20 protein-coding genes and 5 pseudogenes are annotated in these 20122 nt (G+C 61.1%); 4 read left to right on the top strand and 21 right to left on the bottom strand.

Annotated elements, in window-relative coordinates; translation table 11 throughout:
* Window positions 1-18 precede the first annotated feature (18 nt).
* Window positions 19-234, top strand: a pseudogene (locus tag AC07FD_RS14265) (hypothetical protein); the annotation flags it as partial.
* Window positions 235-298: 64 nt separating this feature from the next.
* Window positions 299-637 carry a glycine cleavage T C-terminal barrel domain-containing protein gene (locus tag AC07FD_RS14260; protein ID WP_245331254.1) on the top strand — a complete coding sequence of 113 codons (339 nt, stop codon included), beginning with the start codon at window positions 299-301 and terminating at the stop codon, window positions 635-637.
* Between the two features lie 655 nt (window positions 638-1292).
* On the opposite strand, the gene AC07FD_RS14255 is transcribed toward AC07FD_RS14260, so the two are convergent.
* The 19 genes and pseudogenes from AC07FD_RS14255 to AC07FD_RS14165 all read right to left on the bottom strand — a co-directional run.
* Window positions 1293-2300, bottom strand: coding sequence for a HoxN/HupN/NixA family nickel/cobalt transporter (locus AC07FD_RS14255; RefSeq protein WP_378920660.1), 1008 nt, complete (start codon window positions 2298-2300; stop codon window positions 1293-1295).
* 174 nt (window positions 2301-2474) lie between these two features.
* Window positions 2475-3596 carry a hydrogenase nickel incorporation protein HypB gene (gene hypB / locus AC07FD_RS14250; RefSeq protein ID WP_478350340.1) on the bottom strand — a complete coding sequence of 374 codons (1122 nt, stop codon included), beginning with the start codon at window positions 3594-3596 and terminating at the stop codon, window positions 2475-2477.
* Entirely contained in the window at window positions 3596-3934 is a 339-nt protein-coding gene (locus AC07FD_RS14245; RefSeq protein ID WP_095090130.1) for a hydrogenase maturation nickel metallochaperone HypA/HybF, read from the bottom strand. Before AC07FD_RS14245 ends, hypB begins: the two co-directional genes overlap by 1 nt.
* Complete coding sequence (gene hypE / locus AC07FD_RS14240; RefSeq protein ID WP_095090128.1) at window positions 3934-5001, bottom strand: hydrogenase expression/formation protein HypE; 1068 nt, start codon at window positions 4999-5001, stop codon at window positions 3934-3936. Before hypE ends, AC07FD_RS14245 begins: the two co-directional genes overlap by 1 nt.
* Window positions 4998-6155 (bottom strand): hydrogenase formation protein HypD, encoded by a 1158-nt coding sequence (gene hypD / locus AC07FD_RS14235; RefSeq protein ID WP_378920640.1) that lies wholly within the window; start codon window positions 6153-6155, stop codon window positions 4998-5000. Before hypD ends, hypE begins: the two co-directional genes overlap by 4 nt.
* A complete protein-coding gene (locus AC07FD_RS14230; RefSeq protein WP_478350339.1) occupies window positions 6152-6844 on the bottom strand; it encodes a D-sedoheptulose-7-phosphate isomerase in 693 nt (230 codons plus the stop codon). Before AC07FD_RS14230 ends, hypD begins: the two co-directional genes overlap by 4 nt.
* A 95-nt stretch (window positions 6845-6939) precedes the next feature.
* Window positions 6940-7221 (bottom strand): HypC/HybG/HupF family hydrogenase formation chaperone, encoded by a 282-nt coding sequence (locus tag AC07FD_RS14225; RefSeq protein ID WP_095090125.1) that lies wholly within the window; start codon window positions 7219-7221, stop codon window positions 6940-6942.
* 2 nt (window positions 7222-7223) lie between these two features.
* Window positions 7224-9650, bottom strand: coding sequence for a carbamoyltransferase HypF (gene hypF / locus AC07FD_RS14220; RefSeq protein WP_478350338.1), 2427 nt, complete (start codon window positions 9648-9650; stop codon window positions 7224-7226).
* Complete coding sequence (locus AC07FD_RS14215; RefSeq protein WP_378920643.1) at window positions 9647-10840, bottom strand: NHL repeat-containing protein; 1194 nt, start codon at window positions 10838-10840, stop codon at window positions 9647-9649. The genes hypF and AC07FD_RS14215 overlap by 4 nt, the downstream gene beginning before the upstream one ends.
* Window positions 10840-11712: a NifU family protein gene (locus AC07FD_RS14210; protein WP_478350337.1), complete on the bottom strand. Its 873-nt coding sequence runs from the start codon at window positions 11710-11712 to the stop codon at window positions 10840-10842. Before AC07FD_RS14210 ends, AC07FD_RS14215 begins: the two co-directional genes overlap by 1 nt.
* Before the next feature lies 1 nt (window position 11713).
* Window positions 11714-11938, bottom strand: a complete 225-nt coding sequence (locus AC07FD_RS14205; protein WP_095090114.1) for a hypothetical protein — start codon at window positions 11936-11938, stop codon at window positions 11714-11716.
* 9 nt (window positions 11939-11947) lie between these two features.
* Window positions 11948-12160: a hypothetical protein gene (locus tag AC07FD_RS14200; protein ID WP_095090111.1), complete on the bottom strand. Its 213-nt coding sequence runs from the start codon at window positions 12158-12160 to the stop codon at window positions 11948-11950.
* A 37-nt stretch (window positions 12161-12197) separates the two neighbouring features.
* Window positions 12198-12989, bottom strand: coding sequence for a hypothetical protein (locus tag AC07FD_RS14195; RefSeq protein WP_378920647.1), 792 nt, complete (start codon window positions 12987-12989; stop codon window positions 12198-12200).
* A 631-nt stretch (window positions 12990-13620) separates the two neighbouring features.
* Complete coding sequence (locus AC07FD_RS14190; RefSeq protein ID WP_245331252.1) at window positions 13621-14142, bottom strand: hydrogenase maturation protease; 522 nt, start codon at window positions 14140-14142, stop codon at window positions 13621-13623.
* Window positions 14121-14393: a hypothetical protein gene (locus AC07FD_RS14185; protein ID WP_478350336.1), complete on the bottom strand. Its 273-nt coding sequence runs from the start codon at window positions 14391-14393 to the stop codon at window positions 14121-14123. The genes AC07FD_RS14190 and AC07FD_RS14185 overlap by 22 nt, the downstream gene beginning before the upstream one ends.
* A 68-nt stretch (window positions 14394-14461) precedes the next feature.
* Window positions 14462-14776, bottom strand: coding sequence for a hypothetical protein (locus AC07FD_RS14180; protein WP_095090103.1), 315 nt, complete (start codon window positions 14774-14776; stop codon window positions 14462-14464).
* Between the two features lie 98 nt (window positions 14777-14874).
* A complete protein-coding gene (locus AC07FD_RS14175) occupies window positions 14875-16473 on the bottom strand; it encodes a nickel-dependent hydrogenase large subunit (protein WP_095090101.1) in 1599 nt (532 codons plus the stop codon).
* A gap of 58 nt (window positions 16474-16531) precedes the next feature.
* A complete protein-coding gene (locus tag AC07FD_RS14170) occupies window positions 16532-17494 on the bottom strand; it encodes an NADH-quinone oxidoreductase subunit B family protein (RefSeq protein WP_378920652.1) in 963 nt (320 codons plus the stop codon).
* Between the two features lie 383 nt (window positions 17495-17877).
* Window positions 17878-18081 (bottom strand): annotated as a pseudogene (locus tag AC07FD_RS14165) (IS256 family transposase); the annotation flags it as partial.
* Here AC07FD_RS14165 and AC07FD_RS14160 point away from each other — a divergent pair.
* Window positions 18052-18488: pseudogene (locus AC07FD_RS14160) on the top strand (transposase); the annotation flags it as partial. The pseudogenes AC07FD_RS14165 and AC07FD_RS14160 sit on opposite strands and share 30 nt — an antisense overlap.
* Here the strand turns inward: AC07FD_RS14160 and AC07FD_RS14155 are convergent.
* Window positions 18487-18849, bottom strand: a pseudogene (locus tag AC07FD_RS14155) (transposase); the annotation flags it as partial. The pseudogenes AC07FD_RS14160 and AC07FD_RS14155 overlap by 2 nt on opposite strands.
* 121 nt (window positions 18850-18970) lie before the next feature.
* On the opposite strand from AC07FD_RS14155, the gene AC07FD_RS14150 reads away from it, so the two are divergent.
* Window positions 18971-19330 carry a hypothetical protein gene (locus AC07FD_RS14150; RefSeq protein WP_378977012.1) on the top strand — a complete coding sequence of 120 codons (360 nt, stop codon included), beginning with the start codon at window positions 18971-18973 and terminating at the stop codon, window positions 19328-19330.
* A gap of 216 nt (window positions 19331-19546) precedes the next feature.
* Here the strand turns inward: AC07FD_RS14150 and AC07FD_RS14145 are convergent.
* Window positions 19547-20122: pseudogene (locus AC07FD_RS14145) on the bottom strand (transposase); the annotation flags it as partial.

The raw sequence follows: 20122 nt of genomic DNA, 5'->3' as shown, positions 1-20122 counted from the left end.
GCACAAGTGGATTGCTTAATGGCGCGCACGCAGACAAGGAGAGCATGGGTTATCGCCAACCGGCTGACGTACATCGGAGAACTGGGCTGGGAGCTCCACATTCCCACTGAGATGGCTCAGCACGTTTTTGATATCTTGTGGGAAGCCGGTGGCGAGCACGGGTTACGTCCGGCAGGCTATCACGCCCTGGAGCACCTCCGCTCCGAGCGAGCATACCGTGAGTACGAGCTTGACCTAACCCCGGTCGACACACTGCTCGAGGCCGGACTTGGGTTTACGATCGACTGGTCAAAGGCCTGTGGTTTCCAAGGCAAGGCCGCCACAGAGGCCCAGAAGGCGGCAGGCACGCCGCGCAAGCCGCTTCTGTCGTTTAAGCTGCGGGATCCAAAGCCCCCTACTCTTTCGCGAGGAGCTAATCCGCTACGATGGTGGCATTGTCGGCTACATCTCCTCTGGGGTCCGGAACTTTACCCTGGGGTCATCGATAGGACTCGGCTACGTCAACCACGCTGGTGGAGTCAGTCGCGGGTGGATCGACTCGGGAAGCTGGCAGATCGAAATAGACGGCGAGCTGTTCGACGCCGACGCATCGCTGCAGGCTTTCTTCGATCCCAAAGGCCTCAGGACGAAGATCTAGCCCCGCAGGCTGCAAGGTCCGAACGTACTCGGCCCTGTCCAGCCCCGTTCCTCCGCATTTCATCGCCCTCCGCCCGGATTAAAGCGCCAGGTGAACAAAATCCGATTTCAAAGGCGAAGTATTTCGAAATAATGTTGTGGCTGCTTATTACTGCGCCCAACGCCGACCGAAACCGCTCGCTCCTTGATGCCCGCGATTGTCACGACCGACAGATTATATTAGCGTGACCGCGCGGCCAGCACGCGCGTTTGCGAAGGATCGAGAAGGTTATCAGCGCGTGCGCAATGAGAAAGTACTGGAAAATGTCTTCAACAGTTCGTCTAGAGTTAGTCAAATTAGCTTTTAGGCTTTGGGCTAATTGTCCTTCATGATCATGGATACTTGGATCCTGATGATACGACGAGGCCTTGCGAGGCGTCGCGTGGGTTCGGATGTGCGCGACGAGGACGCAGGCAGTCGCGCTCTCGTCAGAAGATCGGCGGGCGCTCTGGCCTCAACGCCGTGCTGACCCCAAATCGGCTTGGCTCGGGCGGGCAAGACGCATGGAAGACCATGGAGGTCTTCCTGTGGCTCCAGGGCCTTCCCCGGCCATCCGCCGGCGCAATGCCTGCCTATATGCCGACGAACCTCAAATCATGGATCAACTTGTTGCAAGTCATCGATCCAATCGGGCTTGCCGAACCGACAAGCTGTCATAGCCCTTCGCCTTGTATACCGCAGTGGATATCAGCCAACTGGCGAGGAAGATGCCGACAACCGCGAAACCGAAATTGGCGAGGTTGTCGTTCATCGCGCCGACGAAGCCCCAGATCCCACCTTCGAGGCCGAGCTTGTCGGCAATCAGGCCAAGCGCCTCGATGCCGCCGATGAAGATCGCCACGGCCACGGACGCCGCCGTGATGGTAAGATTGTACCACAGCTTGCGGATCGGATTCACGAAAGCCCAGCCATAGGCGCCGGTCACCAGGACGCTGTCGGTCGTGTCCATCAGCGACATCCCAGCGGTGAAGAGTGCTGGAAAGACAAGGATCGACCAGAACGACATTCCTTGCGCCTCCTGGGTTGCCGAAATGCCGAGCAGGCCGATTTCAGTGGCGGTGTCGAAGCCGAGGCCGAACAGGAAGCCGATCGGATACATGTGCCATGAGCGCGAGACGATGCCGAACAGCGGGCCGAAGATGCGGGCGATGAAGCCGCGACCGGCAAGCAACGCATCGAGGTCTTCGTCGACGACCTTTTCGCCGCGCCGCGCGCGAGAGAACGCCGCCCAGATGCCTCTCAGGATAAACAGGTTGGCAATGCCGATCACCAGCAGGAACAGCGCTGACACGCCGGTGCCGATGACGCCGCCTATGCTATGAAATTCGTCCAGCCTGGACTGCATCATTGTCGCTGCTGCGGCGATGGCGATGGAGGCCACGATGACAATGCTCGAGTGCCCGAGCGAGAAGAAGAGGCCGACCGAGTAGGGCGCCTTGCCTTCCTGCGTCAGCTTGCGCACGACATTGTCAATCGCCGCGATATGGTCGGCGTCGAAGGCATGGCGCAGGCCGAACATATAGGCGAGCAGTGCGGTGCCGAGCAGCGCTGGCCGATCGGCAAAGGCGATCCACGCCCATACCCATGCCGTGATGTTGGCGGCGATGAGCAGGACGTAGGTCATCGCCGCCCTGGTTCTCACCCGAGTTGGCCGATCGTCGAAGGGATTGGGAAGTCCATGACCCGCCGGCGCATGTTGTGTCGGCGGCAAAGCGGATACGATCGTGTCCTTCATGACTTCGTCCTCTCGATCCGATGATGTGATGGCAAGCCTCGTGTCGAGGCATTGTGATATCGCTTAACCTGCAAGCCGCGCTTGAGCCGCCTCACCCTGCAGCCAGTCGTACCAGCTGGCGAGCCCGTCGCCGGTTTTCGCCGAGACCTGGATCGCCCTGATCTGCGGATTGACCGTTTGCGCATTGGCGATGGCCTCCTCGACATTAAAATCGACATGCGGCAACAGGTCCGTCTTGTTGATGACCATGATCTCCGCCGCTCGAAACATATGCGGGTATTTCAGCGGCTTGTCGTCGCCTTCGGTCACCGACAGGATGACGACCTTGGCGCGCTCGCCGAGATCGAACATTGCCGGACAGACGAGGTTGCCGACATTCTCGACCATGACCACAGAGCCGACTGCCGGCTTCAACTCGGCAAGGCCCTTGGCAATCATATCGGCTTCGAGATGGCAGCCGGCGCCGGTGTTGACCTGGACAGCGGCGGCACCGGCGGCGCGGATGCGCTCGCCGTCATTGGCAGTCGCCTGGTCGCCTTCGATGACCGAGATCGGCATCCTGTCCTTAAGGTCGCGGATGGTGCGCTCGAGTAGCGTCGTCTTGCCGGAGCCGGGCGAGGAGACCAGATTCAGCGCCAGGATTTCGCGGCCGGCGAACCAACCCCGATTCTTCGCGGCGAGCATATCGTTCTTGGCAAGTATCTGCGCCTCAAGCTCGACCACCAGATTGTGGCCTTGGTTGTGGCTGTGACCATGGTCATGGTCACGGTCACGGTCATGGTCATGGCCATGATCATGCGAGTGATCGTGATGGCCATCGGCGTGGTCGTGATGACCGTGGGAATGATCGTGACCGGCTTCATGCAATTCCGCATCGCCATGCGCATTATCGTGATGATGGTGATGCTCATGCACGTGGTCCGACCGGTGGTCGTGGCCTTGCTCATGGCCGTGGCTATGCGCATGAGAGTGGCAGTGCGGATGTTCGTGATCATGGATGTGACCGTCGTCGTGGTCGTGCGGGTGAGTGTGGCTGTGCTCATGACCGTGGTCGTGCCGATGCTGCATGCCGTCGTCATGCGGACGGGCATGATCATGCGCGTTGCCCAGCGCCGTTTCCTTGCCGGTCTGGAGGTCGAGGATTCGCGTTTCGTCCTTCGAGCCGCAACCACAGGTTCCGCACATCAGGGAGCCTCCTCGATTTCCATTTCCCGGATTTTCAGCTCTTCACCCGCCAGCCGGTCGATGGCGCGGGAGCCGCAGGCGCAGGCCTGGTAGAGCGTGGTGGTGTCGAAGGCCCCGCCGCAACTCCGGCAACGCGCCCGCCCCGCTATCTTCTGGATGTCGAGAAGCGCGCCATCGAGCAGCGTGCCCTTGGCGACGATGTCGAAACAGAACAGGATAGCGTCGGGCATCACGCCGGAGAATTGCCCGACGTCGAGCGTCACCCGTTTGACACGGCGGCCCTTCGCCGCTTCCTCGACGATTGAGACGATGTTGCGGGTGATGCCGAGCTCGTGCATCAGCAAATCCGCGGCAATTGTTCGCCGACCAGCATGTCGACGATGCGCCGGCCGCCGAATACCGTCTGCATGGTGACGCGCCCTGCCTCGCCGCGCACGGCATGGCCGATGATCGATGACCCCTGGCCCAGCGCATGGCCGGAGAGAGCGGCAAGTGCCGCCGCACTTTCCTCAGGTGGCACGACGACGACGATCTTGCCTTCGTTGGCGAGATAGAGCGGGTCGAGACCGAGGATCTCGCAGAAGCCGCGCACTTCCTCGCGTAGCGGCGTCAAAGCTTCGTCGATCTCGATCGACACACCGGAGGCGTCGGCGATCTCGTTGAGGACCGTGGCGACACCGCCGCGCGTCGCATCGCGGATGCAACGCGTGCCGGGTGCGGCTGCCAGCAGCACCTCGATCAACCCGTGCAAGGCCGCGCAATCGCTTTCGATCGAGGTTTCCAGCTCCATGTCGCCGCGTGCGCACAGGATCGCCGCGCCGTGGTCGCCGAGCAGCCCATTGACCAGGATGGCATCGCCCGGCTTCACGTGATCAATGCCGAGTTCGAGGCCTGGCCTGATCACACCGATGCCGGTGGTGGTGATGAAGATCTTGTCGCATGCGCCGCGCTGCACGACCTTGGTGTCGCCGGTAACGATGCTGACGCCGGCCTCGCGCACGGCCTCGGCCATCGACAGCGCTATGCGGCGCAGCGTCTCGACCTGCATGCCTTCTTCGATGACGACGGCGCAGGACAAATAGAGCGGCTTTGCGCCGCCGACGGCGAGGTCGTTGACGGTGCCGTAGACGGCAAGCTTGCCGATGTCGCCGCCCGGAAAGAACAGCGGATCCACCACGAAAGAGTCTGTCGTGAAGGCGAGGCGGTCGCCATGAGTCGCCAGCATTGTCAGATCGAAACGGGCCTGGTCCTCCAGAACCTCAGGTGCCGCGCCGGCAAAGGCGCTGATGAACACGTCGTCGATCAGATCCTTCATCGCTTTGCCGCCGCCGCCATGGGCAAGCGTCACGGTCGGGATGAAAACGCCCCCCAGCACGCGCTTGGGTGGCGGTGGCCGCACGTTCATGACACGGCCGCCACGCTGGCATCGGGCCGGGCCGCCGTGTGCTTCTTGACGCCGCCATACTGGTAGTAGGCGGCGCAAGCGCCTTCGGACGAAACCATCAGCGCGCCGAGCGGCATTTCCGGCGTGCAGGCGATGCCGAACACCTTGCACTGCCATGGCTTGATGACGCCCTTCAGCACCTCGCCGCATTGGCAGGATTTCGGGTCCGCGATCTTGACCCCGGGAATGGCGAATTTGCGCTCGGCATCGAAGCGGGCGTAGTCGTCGCGCACCTTGACGCCGGAATGGTCGATGGAGCCAAGCCCTCGCCATTCGAAGAATTCACGCAGTTCATAGACCTTGCCGACCGCGGCAAGTGCCGCGTTGTTGCCGGCCTCAGGCACGATGCGGGCATACTGGTTTTCGATCTCGGCGCGACCATCCTTGATCTGCTTCAGCACCATCCAGATCGACTGCAGCACGTCGAGCGGCTCGAAGCCGGCGACGACCATCGGCCGCTTGTAGAAGTCGGCGATGAATTCGTAGGGCGCGGTGCCGATGACCATCGAGACATGGCCTGGGCCGAGGAAGCCGTCGAGATGCAGGTCGGGGCTGTCGAGGATCGCCTTGATCGTCGGCACGATGGTGATGTGATTGCAGAACACCGAGAAGTTTTCGATGCCATCGGCTTCAGCTTGCAGCACGGTCAGCGCGGTGGACGGCATGGTGGTCTCGAAACCGAGGCCGAAGAACACAACCTCACGATCCGGGTTCTTCCTGGCCAGCGTCAGCGCATCCATCGGCGAATAGACCATGCGCACATCGGCGCCGTCGGCCTTGGCCTGCTGCAGGCTCTTCTTCGAACCCGGCACGCGCATGGCGTCGCCAAAGGTTGTGAAGATCACCTCGGGCCGTTCGGCGATCGATACGCAGTCGTCGACGCGGCCCATCGGCAAGACGCAGACCGGGCAGCCGGGGCCATGCACCAGTTCGATGGCGTCGGGCAGCATGCCTTCAAGCCCATAGCGGAAGATCGAATGTGTGTGACCGCCGCACACTTCCATGATGTTGATTGGACGCGTCCTAGCGATCTCGATCGTGGCGGCGAGCTTGTTGATTTCCTTGATCAGGATTTTTGCTTTTTCGCGGTCGCGGAATTCGTCGGTGTATTTCATTGGACGCTTCCTTTTCCGGCGGCGGAACCACGTTCGTCGGCGAGCAGCGTGTGCACGAGGTCCCACAGGATGTGGTAGGCAGCGACGTGGCATTCCTGGATGCGGTGGATCGAGGTCGACGGCACGACCAGCAGATGATCGAGGGTGCCGGATAATTTCATGCGACCGCCGTCGCCACCGGCGAGACCGATCGTGTGAACGCCCATCTCCCTGACCTTGGCGAAGGCCGACACCAGGTTCTGCGAATTGCCGCTGGTCGAAATGCCGATGACGGCGTCGCCCTTGCGGGCGTGCGCCAGCAGCTGGCGCACGAAGACATGGTCGAAACCGAGGTCGTTGCCGACGGCTGAGATCATGGCGAGGTCGGCGACGAGATTGGTGGCGGCGAGCGCCGGCCGGCCGGCGGTGACCGGATGGACGAACTCGACGGCGACATGCGAAGCATCGCAGCTCGAGCCACCATTGCCCATCGAAAAGAGTTGGCCATGGTTGCGGTAGACATCCGCCAGCGTGTGCGCGGCCGCGACCAGGATTTCGGCCTGGCCGCCGAAGAAGCTCTCATTGGTTTCAAGGGTGTCGCGCGCTTTCTCGGCAACGGAATGCAGCAAAGCCGCATTCATCTTTTCCGGGTCCTGCGCCTTGCCGTGCAGGAACGGATAGAGCGCTTTCAGTTCGCTTTCGCTGGACATTCTGGCGTCCTCCTCTTGCATGCCGCCCAAAAGTGCGGAGCGGTTTTGGGACAACGACGTGCATAAAAACAGACTTGAAGCGCGCCGACGGCGGTCTAATGCACCGACGACAGCCTCATCGACTCCATTTCGGCTTGTACTTCGCCGAGTTCGGTAAGAATTTTCAGGGTCTCGGCGGCCTCATGCTCGTCGATGCGGCTCATGGCGAAGCCGACATGGATCAGCACCCAGTCGCCGACGCAGTCGTCGACGGAATGGGTTTCGTTGACGATGCAGGCAATGTTGACCTGCCGCCTGACGCCGCTGACATCGACCGTCGCCAGCTTCTTCAGGTGGTCATCGATCTTGACGATCCGTCCTGGGATTCCGAGGCACATGGTCAGCTCGCTTTCTGCCGGACTTGCCCGGCGTCGATGAGGTGAGCGGCGGCTACGGTCGCCTGGCCGAACGCGATGCCGCCATCATTGGCAGGGACTTTCGCGTGCGTCAGAACCTTGAAATCCACGGCCTCAACCCTGCTGAGAACCTGCTCGAACAGCACCTTGTTCTGGAAGCATCCGCCCGACAGCACGACCGTGTCAAAACGCGGCGGGGCATCGTCCTCATCACCTCGTGCCAGCTTCAGCGCCATAGCGGCGATCGACTTCGCCAGGCCCTTGTGAAAACGGGCCGAAATGACCGAGGCCGGGGTTTTCAGGATGAGGTCGCCTAGGATGGCATTCCACATGCCGAGCGGTTCGATATAAGGAAGCCCAGAGCCTTTCAGGTTCGGGATCGGCAAGGGATAGGCGAGATGATCGCCTTCCTCGACAAAGGTTTTGTGGCAGACAACGGCTTCGAGGCGAGCCGCGGCCTCGCCCTCATAGGCCTGCCGGTCGAAGCACAATCCGGCAGCGGCTGCGACCGCATCGAAGAGTCGGCCGCAGGACGATGCCTTGGGTGAATTGAGCGAAGCCTTGAGCATGGCGCCGATGGTTGCAAGCGGCTTGGCAGAAAGGGCGGCGAACAGGTCGAGATCCTCGAAATTCATCTTGAAGGCGGCGAAGCCCATTTCGGTCATCAGGTGGGCATAGAGGTTGCGCCATGGCTCGCGCACGGCTTGCGCGCCGCCGGGCATGGCGACCGGTTTGAAGGTGCACAGCCGCTCGAAGCGGCGATAGTCGGCCAGCAGGAATTCTCCGCCCCAGATGCCGCCATCCGAGCCATAGCCGAGCCCATCGAGCACGACAGCCAGAACAGGTGCAGCATCGAGCGCGCGGCCGTTTTCGGCGAGGCAGGCGGCAGCGTGAGCGTGATGGTGCTGAATTTCCAGCAGTGGCAGGTTTTCAGCGGCAGCTGTCGCTCGCGCCAGTTTTGCCGAGAGATATTCCGGGTGCAGATCCGCCGCCAGCGCCACCGGCCGATGGTCGAACAGATCCCGGTAGAGCCCAAGGTTATTGCGGTAGTCGTCGTAGGTCAGCGCGTCTTCGAGATCTCCCTGGTGCTGCGACAACACCGCGCGTCCGTCTTTGACCAGACAGAAGGTCGATTTCAGTTCCGCACCATAGGCGAGGATTTCCGGCGCCTGTTCAAAACCATACGGCAGCGCGATCGAGGCCGGTGCATAGCCACGCGCGCGGCGCAGCACCCGCAGTTTTCCACCCATGCGGCGCACAACGGAATCGTCGATGCGATTTGCGATGTCGCGGTTGTGGATCAAGGCGTAGGCAGCGATTTCAGACAGTTTCTTTGCCGCTTCGGCATCGTCGATAACCTGCGGTTCGTCCGATAGGTTGCCGCTGGTCATGACGACCGGGCGGGTCATCCTGCGAAGCAGGAGCAGATGCAGTGGCGTCGACGGCAGCATGAAGCCGAGCGTGCCGAGACCTGGCGCGATTGCCTCCGGCAGTTTCTCCGGCCCGTCGGCGGCAAGCAGCACGATCGGCGCCTCGCGGCTTGTCAGCGCGGCAGCCTCCTCGTCGCTGACCGTGGCATAGCGTCTGATCACATCCAGATCGCGCGCCATCAGCGCGAAGGGTTTTGCATCGCGGCGCTTGCGCTTGCGCAGCATGGCGACAGCCTCCGGCCGGGTGGCGTCACAAGCCAGCTGGTAGCCGCCAAGTGCCTTGATGGCGACGATCTCGCCCTTCTGGATCAGGCCGAGTGCGGCATCAACGTCGTCGAGCATCGAATATTGTTCAAAGGAGAGCGCGCGGCCGTCGAAACGGATCAGCCGGGCTTTCGGCCCGCAGACATGACAGGCGGTCGCCTCGGCGTGAAAGCGGCGGTCGGCGGGGTCGCGGTATTCCGTACCACAAGCTTCGCAGAGCGGGAAGGGCGCCATGGTCGTCGTGGCGCGGTCATAGGGCACGGCGCGCACGATGCTCAGCCTTGGACCACAGTGGGTGCAGTTGGTGAAGGGGTAGCGGAAGCGGCTCAGGAACGGGTCGGCGATCTCGGCCGCGCATGCGTCGCATATGGCGGCGTCGGGTGAGATTTCGGTGCGTGCCGCACCGACCACGCTGTCGACGATGACGAAACCCGGCTCGATTGTGCCACAGTAGCCACGCGTCTCGATAGCGGTGATTTCGGCCAACGGCGGTGGCAATGTTCGTAACTCGTCGATCAGCGCGGAAACGGCGGACACGGCGCCACGCAGGCGAATGAGCACACCCTCGCTGTCGTTGAGAACGTCGCCATCGAGACCGAGCTTGCGGGCGATCCGCCACACGGTCGGCCTGAAGCCGACGCCCTGCACGCGACCGCGCAGCCTGATCTCGACCGTTTCGGCCGGATCGGTGCGCGGCACGCAAAGCAGCGTGTTCATGCGGCCACCTCCCACAACAGCACGCGGTTGTTGCCGGTGTCGGCAACCGCCAGCGTTGTACCTGACGCCGACAGCGCGAACGGCCAGCAGACGCTATCGCGTGCGGCGAAACGCCAGCGATTGTCGCCCTTGTCGCAGAAGCTGGTTTGGGCGGCGAGGCCGGAAGCGGCGCGGTCCATCCCGAGATCATCAAGGGAATAGCTGACCAGACGGGAATTGGCGGTGTCGGCACAAAAAACGAGGCCGTCGTGAACGACCGTCCCGTAAGGCATGTTGAGCGAGCGATAGTTGGGATGGTAACCGGCACGGTTGTGGTCGTTGCCGTCGAAGCTCGATTGGCCCAGCACGAAGCTGCATGGCGCGCCGTCGACATTGGGCATCGAGTTCCAGACCATGATGCGGTTGTTGCCGGCATCCGCCACCAGGATCCGGCTGTCATCGACAGCCACGCTGTGCGGCCACCGCATGCCGACCGCGGCGCCCGAGCCCGACGCGTTGTCGTCGCGCGTTACCATATCCGTCTGGCCCAGCACCAGATCAGCGGCCTGGCCGTTGCGTTGAGGAAGCGAGTTCCAGACCAGCACACGACGATTTCCGGTGTCTGCGACAAACAGCCGTCCGTCGGCGACGGTGACACCATAGCACCAGTTCAGCGTGTCGGCGGCCGCAACGGCATCGCCACGGTTGGCAACGCCGCTCAAAAAATCCGCCTGCCCCAGCACCAGGTCCGCCGGTTGGTTCGAATGCTCGGGCAGAGTGCGCCAAATCAGCACACGGTGGTTCCATGCGTCGGCGACGGCGAGTATCGTGCCGTCGGTCGAAATGCCGGTCGGCATGTTCAAGGTCGCCGCACCGACCACGCCGCGCGCGTTGCGGCCTTCGGAAAAGAAGTCGGGCTGGCCGATCAAAAGGTCGGCAGGTGCATTGTCTTGATCCGGCACCTTGTTCCAGACCATCAAGCGATGATGGCCGGTGTCGGCAACGAAGCACGGCCCTTCGTGCGGCGCGAAGCAGACGCCCCGCGGCCCGAATAGCGTATGCGGTTTCGGCGCGACCGAGTCAGGCAGCCCGTCGGCATCCACTTGGTTGCCAAGTACGACGCGCGCGCCGGCTGGGTCGAGCATCGGCGGCAGTGCCATGCCAACTGGCGGCAGGGCTCGGCGATAGTCAGGCGAGAGCGAGATGCGCATCACGATGATAGCCTCACCTCGACGCGATTGCCGATAACGCGCACGGCGTGTGACTGCAGCGCCACTTCCGGAGCTGTCAGGCATTCGCCGCTGGAAAGGTCGTATTGGAAGCCGTGATGCGGGCAAGTGATGATGCCCTGTTCGACATCGCCGCTATCGAGCGGAATGCCGAGATGAGCACAGGCATTCTGAAAGCAGGACACGATCGCATCCTGTCGCGACAGGATCACGTCCTGCCCGCCGACGACGAGGGTGCTTATGCCGCCGAGCGGGATTTCGTCGAGGCGGCAGACCAGGTGCCAGCCGCCGACGGCGCCGAGCGCGAACGGGCTGACGAAGCGGACGCTGTCATTCTCGGCCGCATTGCTCATGCTCTTGATCTGGATGATGTCGGAGATCTCCGGACAGGCCTCCTCGATGGCCTTTTTGACGCCGGCATGAAAGGTCAGGGCCGAAGCCGGGCATCCATCGCAGGCGCCGACAAAGCGCACCTCGATCGCCGGCGGCCTCACGCTGACCAGTTCGACATCGCCGCCATGCGAGGCGAGCATCGGGCGCACGCCATCAAGTGCTGCCCCCACCCGTTCGCTAAGGCTGGGTTTCAAGATGTTGTGACGGCGAAGCACGGCGTAGACGACCTCGTCGGTCACCGCTTGCTTCATGGCCGCGAGCGCGGCAGGCTCTTCTTTCAGCGCCTTCACCAGCCGGCGTAGCGCCTCGCCGTTCAGGTCTTCGATGGCGCGCCGGTAGGCTTCGACGGCGCTACGCTGGGTCTCGTCCCAAATGGCGAAGATCGCCTCGACCCGCAGGATGTCGCCGGCAAGACCGGCGAGATCGTCGCGTTTAGTCGGGATGAGGTCGACGGCGTTCATCTCACCGATACCGCAGATCTTTGAAGAGATATGGCTGCAACGCACCCCCGATCAAGCCGGCGATCGCAGTCGCTGCGGCTACAGGCAGGCCGAGCTTGGCCAGCACTACGACCAGCACAGCTGTTGTGACGGCGCCTATCGCCGATTGGCGATAGACCTTGGACGGTTCGGAAAACAGTTTCCCGCGCAAAAACAGGAGGATGGAGCTCTTGGCCATTTCCCACATGGCGCCGCCTCAGCCGACAAGAGCCAGGATGACGATACCAGCAAGCACGCCGGAGAATCCGCCAACCGGGCCATAGAAGGAGCCCAACATAGCGGCCAGCTCGTTGCCGAGAGCCTTGCCACCGGTCGCCACGCCGCCGATGGCTCCGCCGATACCCGAGGCCACGAGCCCTGTTGCAAGCGCCAATGCGACGCTGCCTATTGTGAGTACTACTGCCGTCACTTGCCATTCTCCTTTCGTATGCTTGATGAAATAACCATCACCCGGTTTGCGCGTGCGCGCCGGTTCCGTTCGTGGGCGCCACGGCAAGCAATTCGCGGCCGATCTGGTCGCAGGCCTCGGCAACGAAGCGAGATTTTTCTGCTTCGCCGCTACGGCTGAAAATAGTACGACATTCCTGGTAATACTGTTGCGCGAGAAGCAGGTTAACTCGATTGCCACGTTCGGGATGCTCTGGATCGTCCGGCAGGTTCCATACACAGTTCGCCTTGTTGGCGATCGTATTGGCAAATTCGAGGGGCATCGTTTCACGCGATCGGACTTTCAGGGCCTCATCGTAAGCGTCAAGCGCGCGCAAATTATTTTCCAGCGTACGACTCGATGAAGCATATTGCAGTGCGTTGCCGAGATTGTTCTGCAGCATGGCGTACTCGGTCGGATGATCGATCAGATTGACAACCTTCAGGCCTTCCTCGAACGCCTGCACGGCCAGCGCCTCCCGCATTTTGGCTCTGGAGTCGGTGAACGGCATCGACAGGAAAGCAGTCGCCACATTGTTCTGCACGATGGCAAATTCCTTGGGGAACCGCAGCTTGTCGAAGGTGCGCAAAGCACGCTGATAGGCCGAGATCGCGTCGGTGATGCGGGCCTTGTGCTGACCGGCGAGATTCTGGATGGCAAGACCAAGGTTCATCTCTGTCTCGGCCAGTTCCTCCGGACGTCCGAAATCGGTGAAATGCGGGATGGCGGCCTCGAAAGCCTCGCGGGCCTGCTGCAGCGCCAGCGTGCCGCCTTCCGGCAGGACGAGAAGCGCCGTGCCCTTGCGCGCCATGATACGCGCGTCAAGCAGGCGCTGGTCCTCGGGGCAGAGCGCCAAGGCGCGGTCGTAGAGAAAAACGGCGGCGGCGATCTGCTCGGGATTTTTCGGACGCTGCTGCAGCCCCATGGCGATTTCCATGAGCATTTCGGTTCGCTCCGAGGGACTTGCGCCCGCATCGTCCGCCACACTCAACGCTGCCCGCACTTCGTCGCCAACGCGATCGCCGTTCATTCTTGGGTTCCTCCACTGACCGCGTGAGATGCAGCTTACTTTATTGGCAAAAATGCTAACGCACTTTCCTTTACCTGTCTATATAAATTACGAATAGTAAACTTAGTATGCAAAATGCGTGCTAGCAAAACATTCGCTGGCAATTAGCCCTACCTGCTCGGCATCCCAGTCGGCCTCAAGTTTGCAGTCGGCATCATCGCTGATCCCATGTTCACGAAAAAAATCGGGGCGAAGACAACGCGATCCCCAACTCCGTTGCGCCGCTTCAGCAAATAACCGCCCGCCGCCGGGTGACGCACAGGCAGCACAACCAGGTCGCTCTTTCGCCGCAGAAGGACCACGGTCTCCAGCCCCGCGAAGAAGCGCTCATAGACCTCGCAGGACAGATAGAGCCCGCCGCGCCTAAGCTCGATTAAGACACCGGACATGCTTGTTGCCCCGGTATAAGTGCTGCAACCAGGACTTCGATACGACCTACGACCTTTTCAGCCGAACACGCCACCACGTCGGAAAGACCAATGCCAAGGTCCAGTTCAGACGCCTCGATCAGCAACACGGTCACATCCTGCGGAAACGCATCGCGAAAAATCTGCCGGCCGGCGTAGAGGGCGGCGTCCCAGCGGAAATCGTGCAGGTTCAGCCCCGGTGAATAGGCCCGCTCCAGTTCCACCCCCGGCACCTCGTGGATGGTTCCTGGTTCGACTCCGGATTTGGAAGCGTCAACAACGATCAAAGTCGTGCAGCCCCGCGCAGCGAACATGACCGACATTCCATCTGTTCTGGCATCGAACAATTTGACGCCTAAGTGTTCTATTCCGCGCGCCTTCAGCCGGTCGATGACAACTGGGCCGACGCCATCGTCCCGCCTGTTAGGGTTGCCGCATCCGATGATTGCGATCATCTCGCCACCGTTCAGATCCGCCAGAGCCTGCATGACCATTCCGGTTCGACCGGAACAGCGAACTCAGGCAATTCGCAGAACTTGCGATGCAAGAGATAGTACATACAGGTCTCGCAAGGTTGCTCGATGCCGCCATGCTCGATCGTTTCGAGCGTGAAGCCGCCGATCACCAGCTTGGATTCCAGACTTCCATCGGATTCTCGCAGACGGGCGATGATCTGCGCAATCTCTTCGTGGGTGTCACCTCTCGGGAAAACCTCGGTCTTGAGGCCGCCTGCCAGCATCGAGCGGATCTGCTCGGGACCTCAGCATCCGTTGCTGCCGTTTGCGCCATGGCATCCTCCCCACAATGTCAGATGCGCCAGAGCCGGCACCACCAGTCCGCATCAACGGGCACGGCAAGCTCTGGCAAGTCACACCATTCGCGATGCACCAGATAGTACAGGCACTCCATGCAGCGCTGCCGATCCGGCCCATAGGGACGATTGAAGAAACCGCTGATAACCATCTTGGCTTCCAGGTCGTCGGGATTGAGAGCGCGCAGTTCGTCAAGGATAGCTGCGAACTCCTTTTCCGTTTCCGGAAAAGGTTCGGTCTGCGTCTTCAGCCCATTATCCATGAAATGGGCCATCTTTCGCAGCATAGCTTTTTGCTGCTCATTATTCATTTCACTCGCCTTGTCTGGAGCTTCGCCATCCGGGATGGTCGGCGATCCTGATAAGCGGGACGCCGAGATACCGACTGTTGAAGGAGAACTTTTTCCAATCAAGCCGTTCTGAAACGCGCGAGTTCTTCGCCAGTGCTGGCGTCATGGGCATGCACCGTGCACACCAGACAGGAATCATATGACCGGCAGACGTGACCCACTTCGACCGGATCGGTCGGGTCGGCGATAGGCGCCCCGATCAGAGCCTCCTCCATCGGCCCTCTGTTGCCGTCCTGCGAGCGCGGACCGACGTTCCACGTCGTCGGCGCTATGATCTGGTAGTTCTTGATCTTGCCGCCCTGCACCTCGATCCAGTGACACAGCGCCCCACGTATTGCTTCTGTCGCACCCCAGCCGCGACCATCCTTCTCCGTCGGCTTGATGTACCAGGGATCGTTGAGTTTGAATTCGCGCAATGCGTGCTCGGCCTGGCGGTAAAGCGCCAATCCCTCATGCATCCGGGCAAAGTGGCGGAGCATGACGCTGGCGCCACCGAGTTTCTTGTACATATCAAGAACCAGTGGATCGTAATGCTGGAAGCTCTCGCCATGCCTACCACCAGCAATCAATTGACGCGACAGTGGCCCTGCCTCGAGGCGACCGTCCTCGTTGTGTCTCACGGCGGTCGCCCAAGAGTATTTTCCGGCCATGTCGACGGTGTTTTTTCGGGTCGGCTTGGTTGTACGGTCGAAGGGATGCACGCCGCCCGGTTCATCATACCAGGCGCGAAGCGTGTCTTCGCGGGTGAATTTCTGGTCCATCAGCTTGTGAGTGTCGGCGTGGCCGTCATAGACGCCGCTTTTCATGATCAACGCCGCGTTGCGGCCCTCGATTGTCGGCTTCTGATACTTGTCTTCGTGCGGCAGGTATCCCCAGCTGACATACTTCCCGACGCCGTTGCCGTATTTGTCGGCGCCGATGTCGAGGCTCATGCGCCAGAACATGCCGAGATCGGAATTGGCATGTTCTGGACGTTCATCGAGCCAGGCCATGAAATCATCGTAGGACTTTATTTCTTGGTAGCGTTCCAGCGTGCAGCCGAGCCACACGGCTTCGATCCAATTACGCTTGAAGTGCTCAAGAATACCACAGGCACGGGTGACATCCGTCAACGTGGGAGCACACACTACGCCACCTGGTACCATATAGCTCGAATGCGGCCATTGCCCGCCGAGCAGCGCATAAATCTCGACTGGCCGTCCCGAAATGGTCACGCCGATCTCATAATTGGTGCCCGTGAAAGGTGCCCAGCGCTTGACGGCCTCCTCATAAAACTTGGACTTGGCGTAATTCTTGTTGGTGTAGTCGATCATAAACAGACCGTAGTGATGGCGGGGCAAACTCTGCAGACTTTCGACGATCTGACCGAGATTGCGCGCCACAATAGCGTTCCGCGGAACTTCGGTCTTCCATGCTGTGTCGAGCGCCCAAGCGGCGCAGGTCAGATGCGACGCCCCGCAGATGCCGCAGGCTCGCGGTGTCACCACCAAGCCTGCCTGCGGATCCTTGTCACGCAAAATAACTTCGAAGCCGCGAAAGAGTTCAGCCTGTGTCCAGGCGTTGACGACAACACCGTCCTTGATGTCGACACGGACGTCGAGATCACCCTCGACGCGGCCAACAGGTGAAATATCAAGTGTCTGTATAGCAGCGGACATGGTCGATGACCTTTCTGAAATGAAGTTTGATCGCTAGCGAATTTGGGACAAAACTGGCTCAGACGACGAAGATGTCCTCTTCAGCCCAGCGCGGAGACGCCGCCTTGGCCGCGGCGGTCAGCTTGACGTAACCAATCTTGTCGACGCCACTGGGCATGTCCTTGGGGACGCCCATGACCGTCTGGGTCTTGAAAACAGTGCCAGGGGCCAGATCGAAGAACGGGAATTCCGGCTCGGTGCAACCCATGCACGGCATCCCAGCGCGTGTCTTGGACGACTGCCGATTCCACAGAATTCGGTTGCAGGGTGAATGCGTCATCGGCCCGCGGCAGCCCAGATCATAGAACAGGCAGCCCTTGCGTTGGCCGAACTCGGTCGCAGAAACCTTGTAGGCGAAGTGCATGTTGCGCGTGCAACCTGTCTGTGTGAAGGACGTGAAGAAGGTTTTTGGCCGCTGGAACTCGTCGAGCGTCAGATCGGCAGCACGCCCGGTGGCCACCGCCACCACGATCTGGGTGATCCAGTCGGGATGGGCCGGGCAACCAGGAATGTTGATGACCGGAAGGCCAGCCTTGGATTTGTAATCCTTGCCGAGAAAGCCGCCATGGGCGCGCTTGAGGAATTGCAACCCGTTGCTTTCGGACGGATTGGGGGCCGTCGCAGGGATACCGCCCCAAGTCGCACAGTCGCCAATCGCGACTGTGAAATTCGCCACCTTGGCGAGATCGGCAACCCAGTCCTTCATCGGCCGCCCGGCAAAGCGGTTCCATTCGCCCGTACCGTCTGGAGCGTTCACGACGGTGCCTTCGAAAACGAAAATATCGAGCGCCATCTGGCCGGAGGTCAGCGCCCTCAGCAGTTTCTTAAGGTTGTCGCCCAGCTCCATGCCCAGAGATGGGTGCCAAAGCACATTGATGCCGAAATCCGTCACCAGATCGCAGGCGCTTGGCTCCTCGGCATTGAGGAACGACATCGTGTTGCCGGAACAGGCTCCGCCCTGGAGCCATAGAAGATTGGCCATAGTTCCCTCATCCTGATCGACGCTGCATTTTGGCGCAGCCGTTCAAAAAGGAGAAAAGCAACCTTCGTGCCAATCTGTGGAAACGCAAAAAAGCCAGCAAAATCCGCCAACCAATATATTGCGCTGCGGCAATGAGGCTGTGCTTTGCGCATACTTCATTTTCATGTGCAAGGAAGGTTACCTCTCTGCCAAGGGCTTGCCGCGCCAGAAAGGCCCTCAGCCATGCCTGTTGCCGCAGACTGGGCAAGCGACCTCAAGCAGATAGCCGTACCAGATGCCTCGGCAGCGGCTGCACCAATGGCCGATGGTCTGCTCCTCGGGAGCGCCAAGAACTGTCGCCATCGGCCCAAGGAGCTATGCTGGAATTTGGATGACGAGGCTGATCAAGCGGCGCTCTGCGGCTTCGTTTCGATGACCTCGATTCCGTCCAGGAACCTGGCACCTGCGATGAGTTTCGGCAACTGATTTTGTCCTTTCAATCGTCGCCACGTCCTGGCTGCGGCCATGACCAGCTTGAAGACCATCAGCCTGGCGGTTTTCGAGGACAGCGAGCCCTTGGTACGCACCGTGCGGTGGCGAACGGGCGCGAGCTGCTGGTCGACGTCAAGCGTCGTGGCCTTAAGATCGCGCCCGATCTTGCCGTGGGCGACGGCGCGCTTGGCTTCTGGAAGGCGCTCGATGAGCTCCTTCCCGGCACCAAACACCAGCGATGCTGGGTGCACAAGACAGCCAACGTTCTCAACAAGCGTCGAAAAATATGACGCGAAATATGCCAAAGCGGTCGACTGCCTGACGAAAGATCAGAATGCCTTGCTGGCGTTCTACGATTTCCCCGGTGCCGAAATCGGTGCAGGCCGGCATGAAGGCAGACCTGCGCGAAATCTATCTCGCTCCCAACCGGGCCTCCGCCGAGACGGCAATTGCCGTCTTCGCCGAACACTGGGATCATCTGCGAACGTCGGTTACCAATCCCATCGAAAGCGTCTTTGCGACCAGCTTTGCGCACCCTCGCGAATACCGGTCTGGAAGCCGACAAGTTCCTTCTTGCCCTCGGGTGTGGCGCCGATCAGAACCAGCATGCATTCGGCATGGTCTTCCATCCGGGCCTGCAGATAGATCCCGTCCGCCCACACATAGACATAGTGGCGCGCCGAAAGATCGCGCTTTTGCCAACGATCGTATTCGGCGTTCCACTGTGCCGTCAGCCGCGTGATCACCGAGGGTGACAGGTTCGGCGCCTCCTTGCCCAAGAGGGCCGCCAGAGCGTCCTGAAAATCCCCCGTCGAAACGCCGCGCAGGTGGAGAACGGGAAGCAGCGCATCCAGACTGCGCGTCCGACGCGCCCATTTCGACAGGATCGATGAGGAAAAACCGGACCCGGTCCGCTTCGTCGGTCGCGCCGCGATCCCGGACCTTCACCCGGCTGACAGGCACCGGACCGATGCCCGTCTGGATGCTCCGCTCCGGGCCGTGACCATGCCGGACAAGCCGGTCACGGCCATCGCCAAGCTTGAGATCCCGCATCTCGGCAAGAAACGCGTCGGCTTCCATCTCCATCGCCTGCGCAAGCAATTTGCGCGCGCCGCTGCGAAGCACATCCGTCAGTGGATCATCAATTTCGTCGGGCTGACGAAGGCGAACAATGTTGATAGTCTTGTTCATGGCGTATCGCTCTCCTTGAGAGGTTCTGGCAGGCTTCGTCACCCGCCTCGATACGCCGCTCTCCTCAAACCGTCATCACCCAGTTTCCGCCATAGCTCCGGCCCAAGCCCTAGAATTTTGGCTGGCTTTTTTGCTCCGACTGGCGATACCCGCGATTGCGGAAACCGGCGATGACGACGGTTCGACTTACAGTGGTGCCGTACTGATCGACCACCTAACCCGCTTGATGCACGGCGATCGGCTTTCGGCGGCCTGCATGGCGATCTGGCCGCCCTTGGGGTGCATTTTGACAAGCCTCGTCGGGCGCCGGCAATGATCCGTCGTGATGGAAGGCGGGGGTTTGCGGGTTGAGTTCGGCGGGTTTGTTTCGGGACGTCTGCGCCCCATTGTTTATGTCGCGAGTTGCGGGATGCGGCTGAGGACGATGCGCAGAATACGCTGGTCCGGGCAGGATGTCGGCAGGTGCAGGCGGATCTGGGTTTTCATCTCGACCACGCGGGCGGCGATCTTGATGAGGCGCAATCGCAGCGTGTCGAATTGGGCGACGGCAAGCTTGAGCGTTTCGGCATCGCGGCGCGCAAGCCCCACATCAACCAGTAGGCGCCGGCATGCAGGAAGAGCCGGAACTGGTTGGCCGTCGCTCTTGTGCAGGAGGTGCGGTCGGCGGCGAGATGCGTCTTCCACGACTTGATGTGGTTCTCGGCAGCGCCGCGCCGGCAGTAGACATCCTCGTAGAGCGCCTTGGCCTTGCCACTTGCAAGGTTGGTGACGACGAAGCGGGTATCGGCACCTTGGGCGCCGACCTCGACGCGGGCGATGATGCGCTCGACGCGGCTCCAGCTGGCGGCGCCGTCAACGAGCTCCTTGAACCTGCGGACCTTGTTCGTCTTCGATGACACTTCAAAACGCGCCATCGTGCTGCTCTCCAGGTCCGCGACATGCTTGCGCAGGGTCGTGGTGGGCGCC

Source organism: Mesorhizobium waitakense, from assembly GCF_056431085.1.
This window is presented reverse-complemented; position numbering and strand designations above follow the sequence as displayed.

Excerpts from the sequence above, each read along its gene's own strand:
- AC07FD_RS14255 (WP_378920660.1), bottom strand. The coding sequence starts at position 2,300 with ATGACCTACGTCCTGCTCATCGCCGCCAACATCACGGCATGGGTATGG.
- hypB (WP_478350340.1), bottom strand. The coding sequence starts at position 3,596 with ATGTGCGGAACCTGTGGTTGCGGCTCGAAGGACGAAACGCGAATCCTC.
- AC07FD_RS14245 (WP_095090130.1), bottom strand. The coding sequence starts at position 3,934 with ATGCACGAGCTCGGCATCACCCGCAACATCGTCTCAATCGTCGAGGAA.
- hypE (WP_095090128.1), bottom strand. The coding sequence starts at position 5,001 with ATGAACGTGCGGCCACCGCCACCCAAGCGCGTGCTGGGGGGCGTTTTC.
- hypD (WP_378920640.1), bottom strand. The coding sequence starts at position 6,155 with ATGAAATACACCGACGAATTCCGCGACCGCGAAAAAGCAAAAATCCTG.
- AC07FD_RS14230 (WP_478350339.1), bottom strand. The coding sequence starts at position 6,844 with ATGTCCAGCGAAAGCGAACTGAAAGCGCTCTATCCGTTCCTGCACGGC.
- AC07FD_RS14225 (WP_095090125.1), bottom strand. The coding sequence starts at position 7,221 with ATGTGCCTCGGAATCCCAGGACGGATCGTCAAGATCGATGACCACCTG.
- hypF (WP_478350338.1), bottom strand. The coding sequence starts at position 9,650 with ATGAACACGCTGCTTTGCGTGCCGCGCACCGATCCGGCCGAAACGGTC.
- AC07FD_RS14215 (WP_378920643.1), bottom strand. The coding sequence starts at position 10,840 with ATGCGCATCTCGCTCTCGCCTGACTATCGCCGAGCCCTGCCGCCAGTT.
- AC07FD_RS14210 (WP_478350337.1), bottom strand. The coding sequence starts at position 11,712 with ATGAACGCCGTCGACCTCATCCCGACTAAACGCGACGATCTCGCCGGT.
- AC07FD_RS14205 (WP_095090114.1), bottom strand. The coding sequence starts at position 11,938 with ATGTGGGAAATGGCCAAGAGCTCCATCCTCCTGTTTTTGCGCGGGAAA.
- AC07FD_RS14195 (WP_378920647.1), bottom strand. The coding sequence starts at position 12,989 with ATGGCGCGCAAGGGCACGGCGCTTCTCGTCCTGCCGGAAGGCGGCACG.
- AC07FD_RS14190 (WP_245331252.1), bottom strand. The coding sequence starts at position 14,142 with ATGCAGGCTCTGGCGGATCTGAACGGTGGCGAGATGATCGCAATCATC.
- AC07FD_RS14185 (WP_478350336.1), bottom strand. The coding sequence starts at position 14,393 with ATGCTGGCAGGCGGCCTCAAGACCGAGGTTTTCCCGAGAGGTGACACC.
- AC07FD_RS14180 (WP_095090103.1), bottom strand. The coding sequence starts at position 14,776 with ATGAATAATGAGCAGCAAAAAGCTATGCTGCGAAAGATGGCCCATTTC.
- AC07FD_RS14175 (WP_095090101.1), bottom strand. The coding sequence starts at position 16,473 with ATGTCCGCTGCTATACAGACACTTGATATTTCACCTGTTGGCCGCGTC.
- AC07FD_RS14170 (WP_378920652.1), bottom strand. The coding sequence starts at position 17,494 with ATGGCCAATCTTCTATGGCTCCAGGGCGGAGCCTGTTCCGGCAACACG.
- AC07FD_RS14150 (WP_378977012.1), top strand. The coding sequence starts at position 18,971 with ATGCCGGACAAGCCGGTCACGGCCATCGCCAAGCTTGAGATCCCGCAT.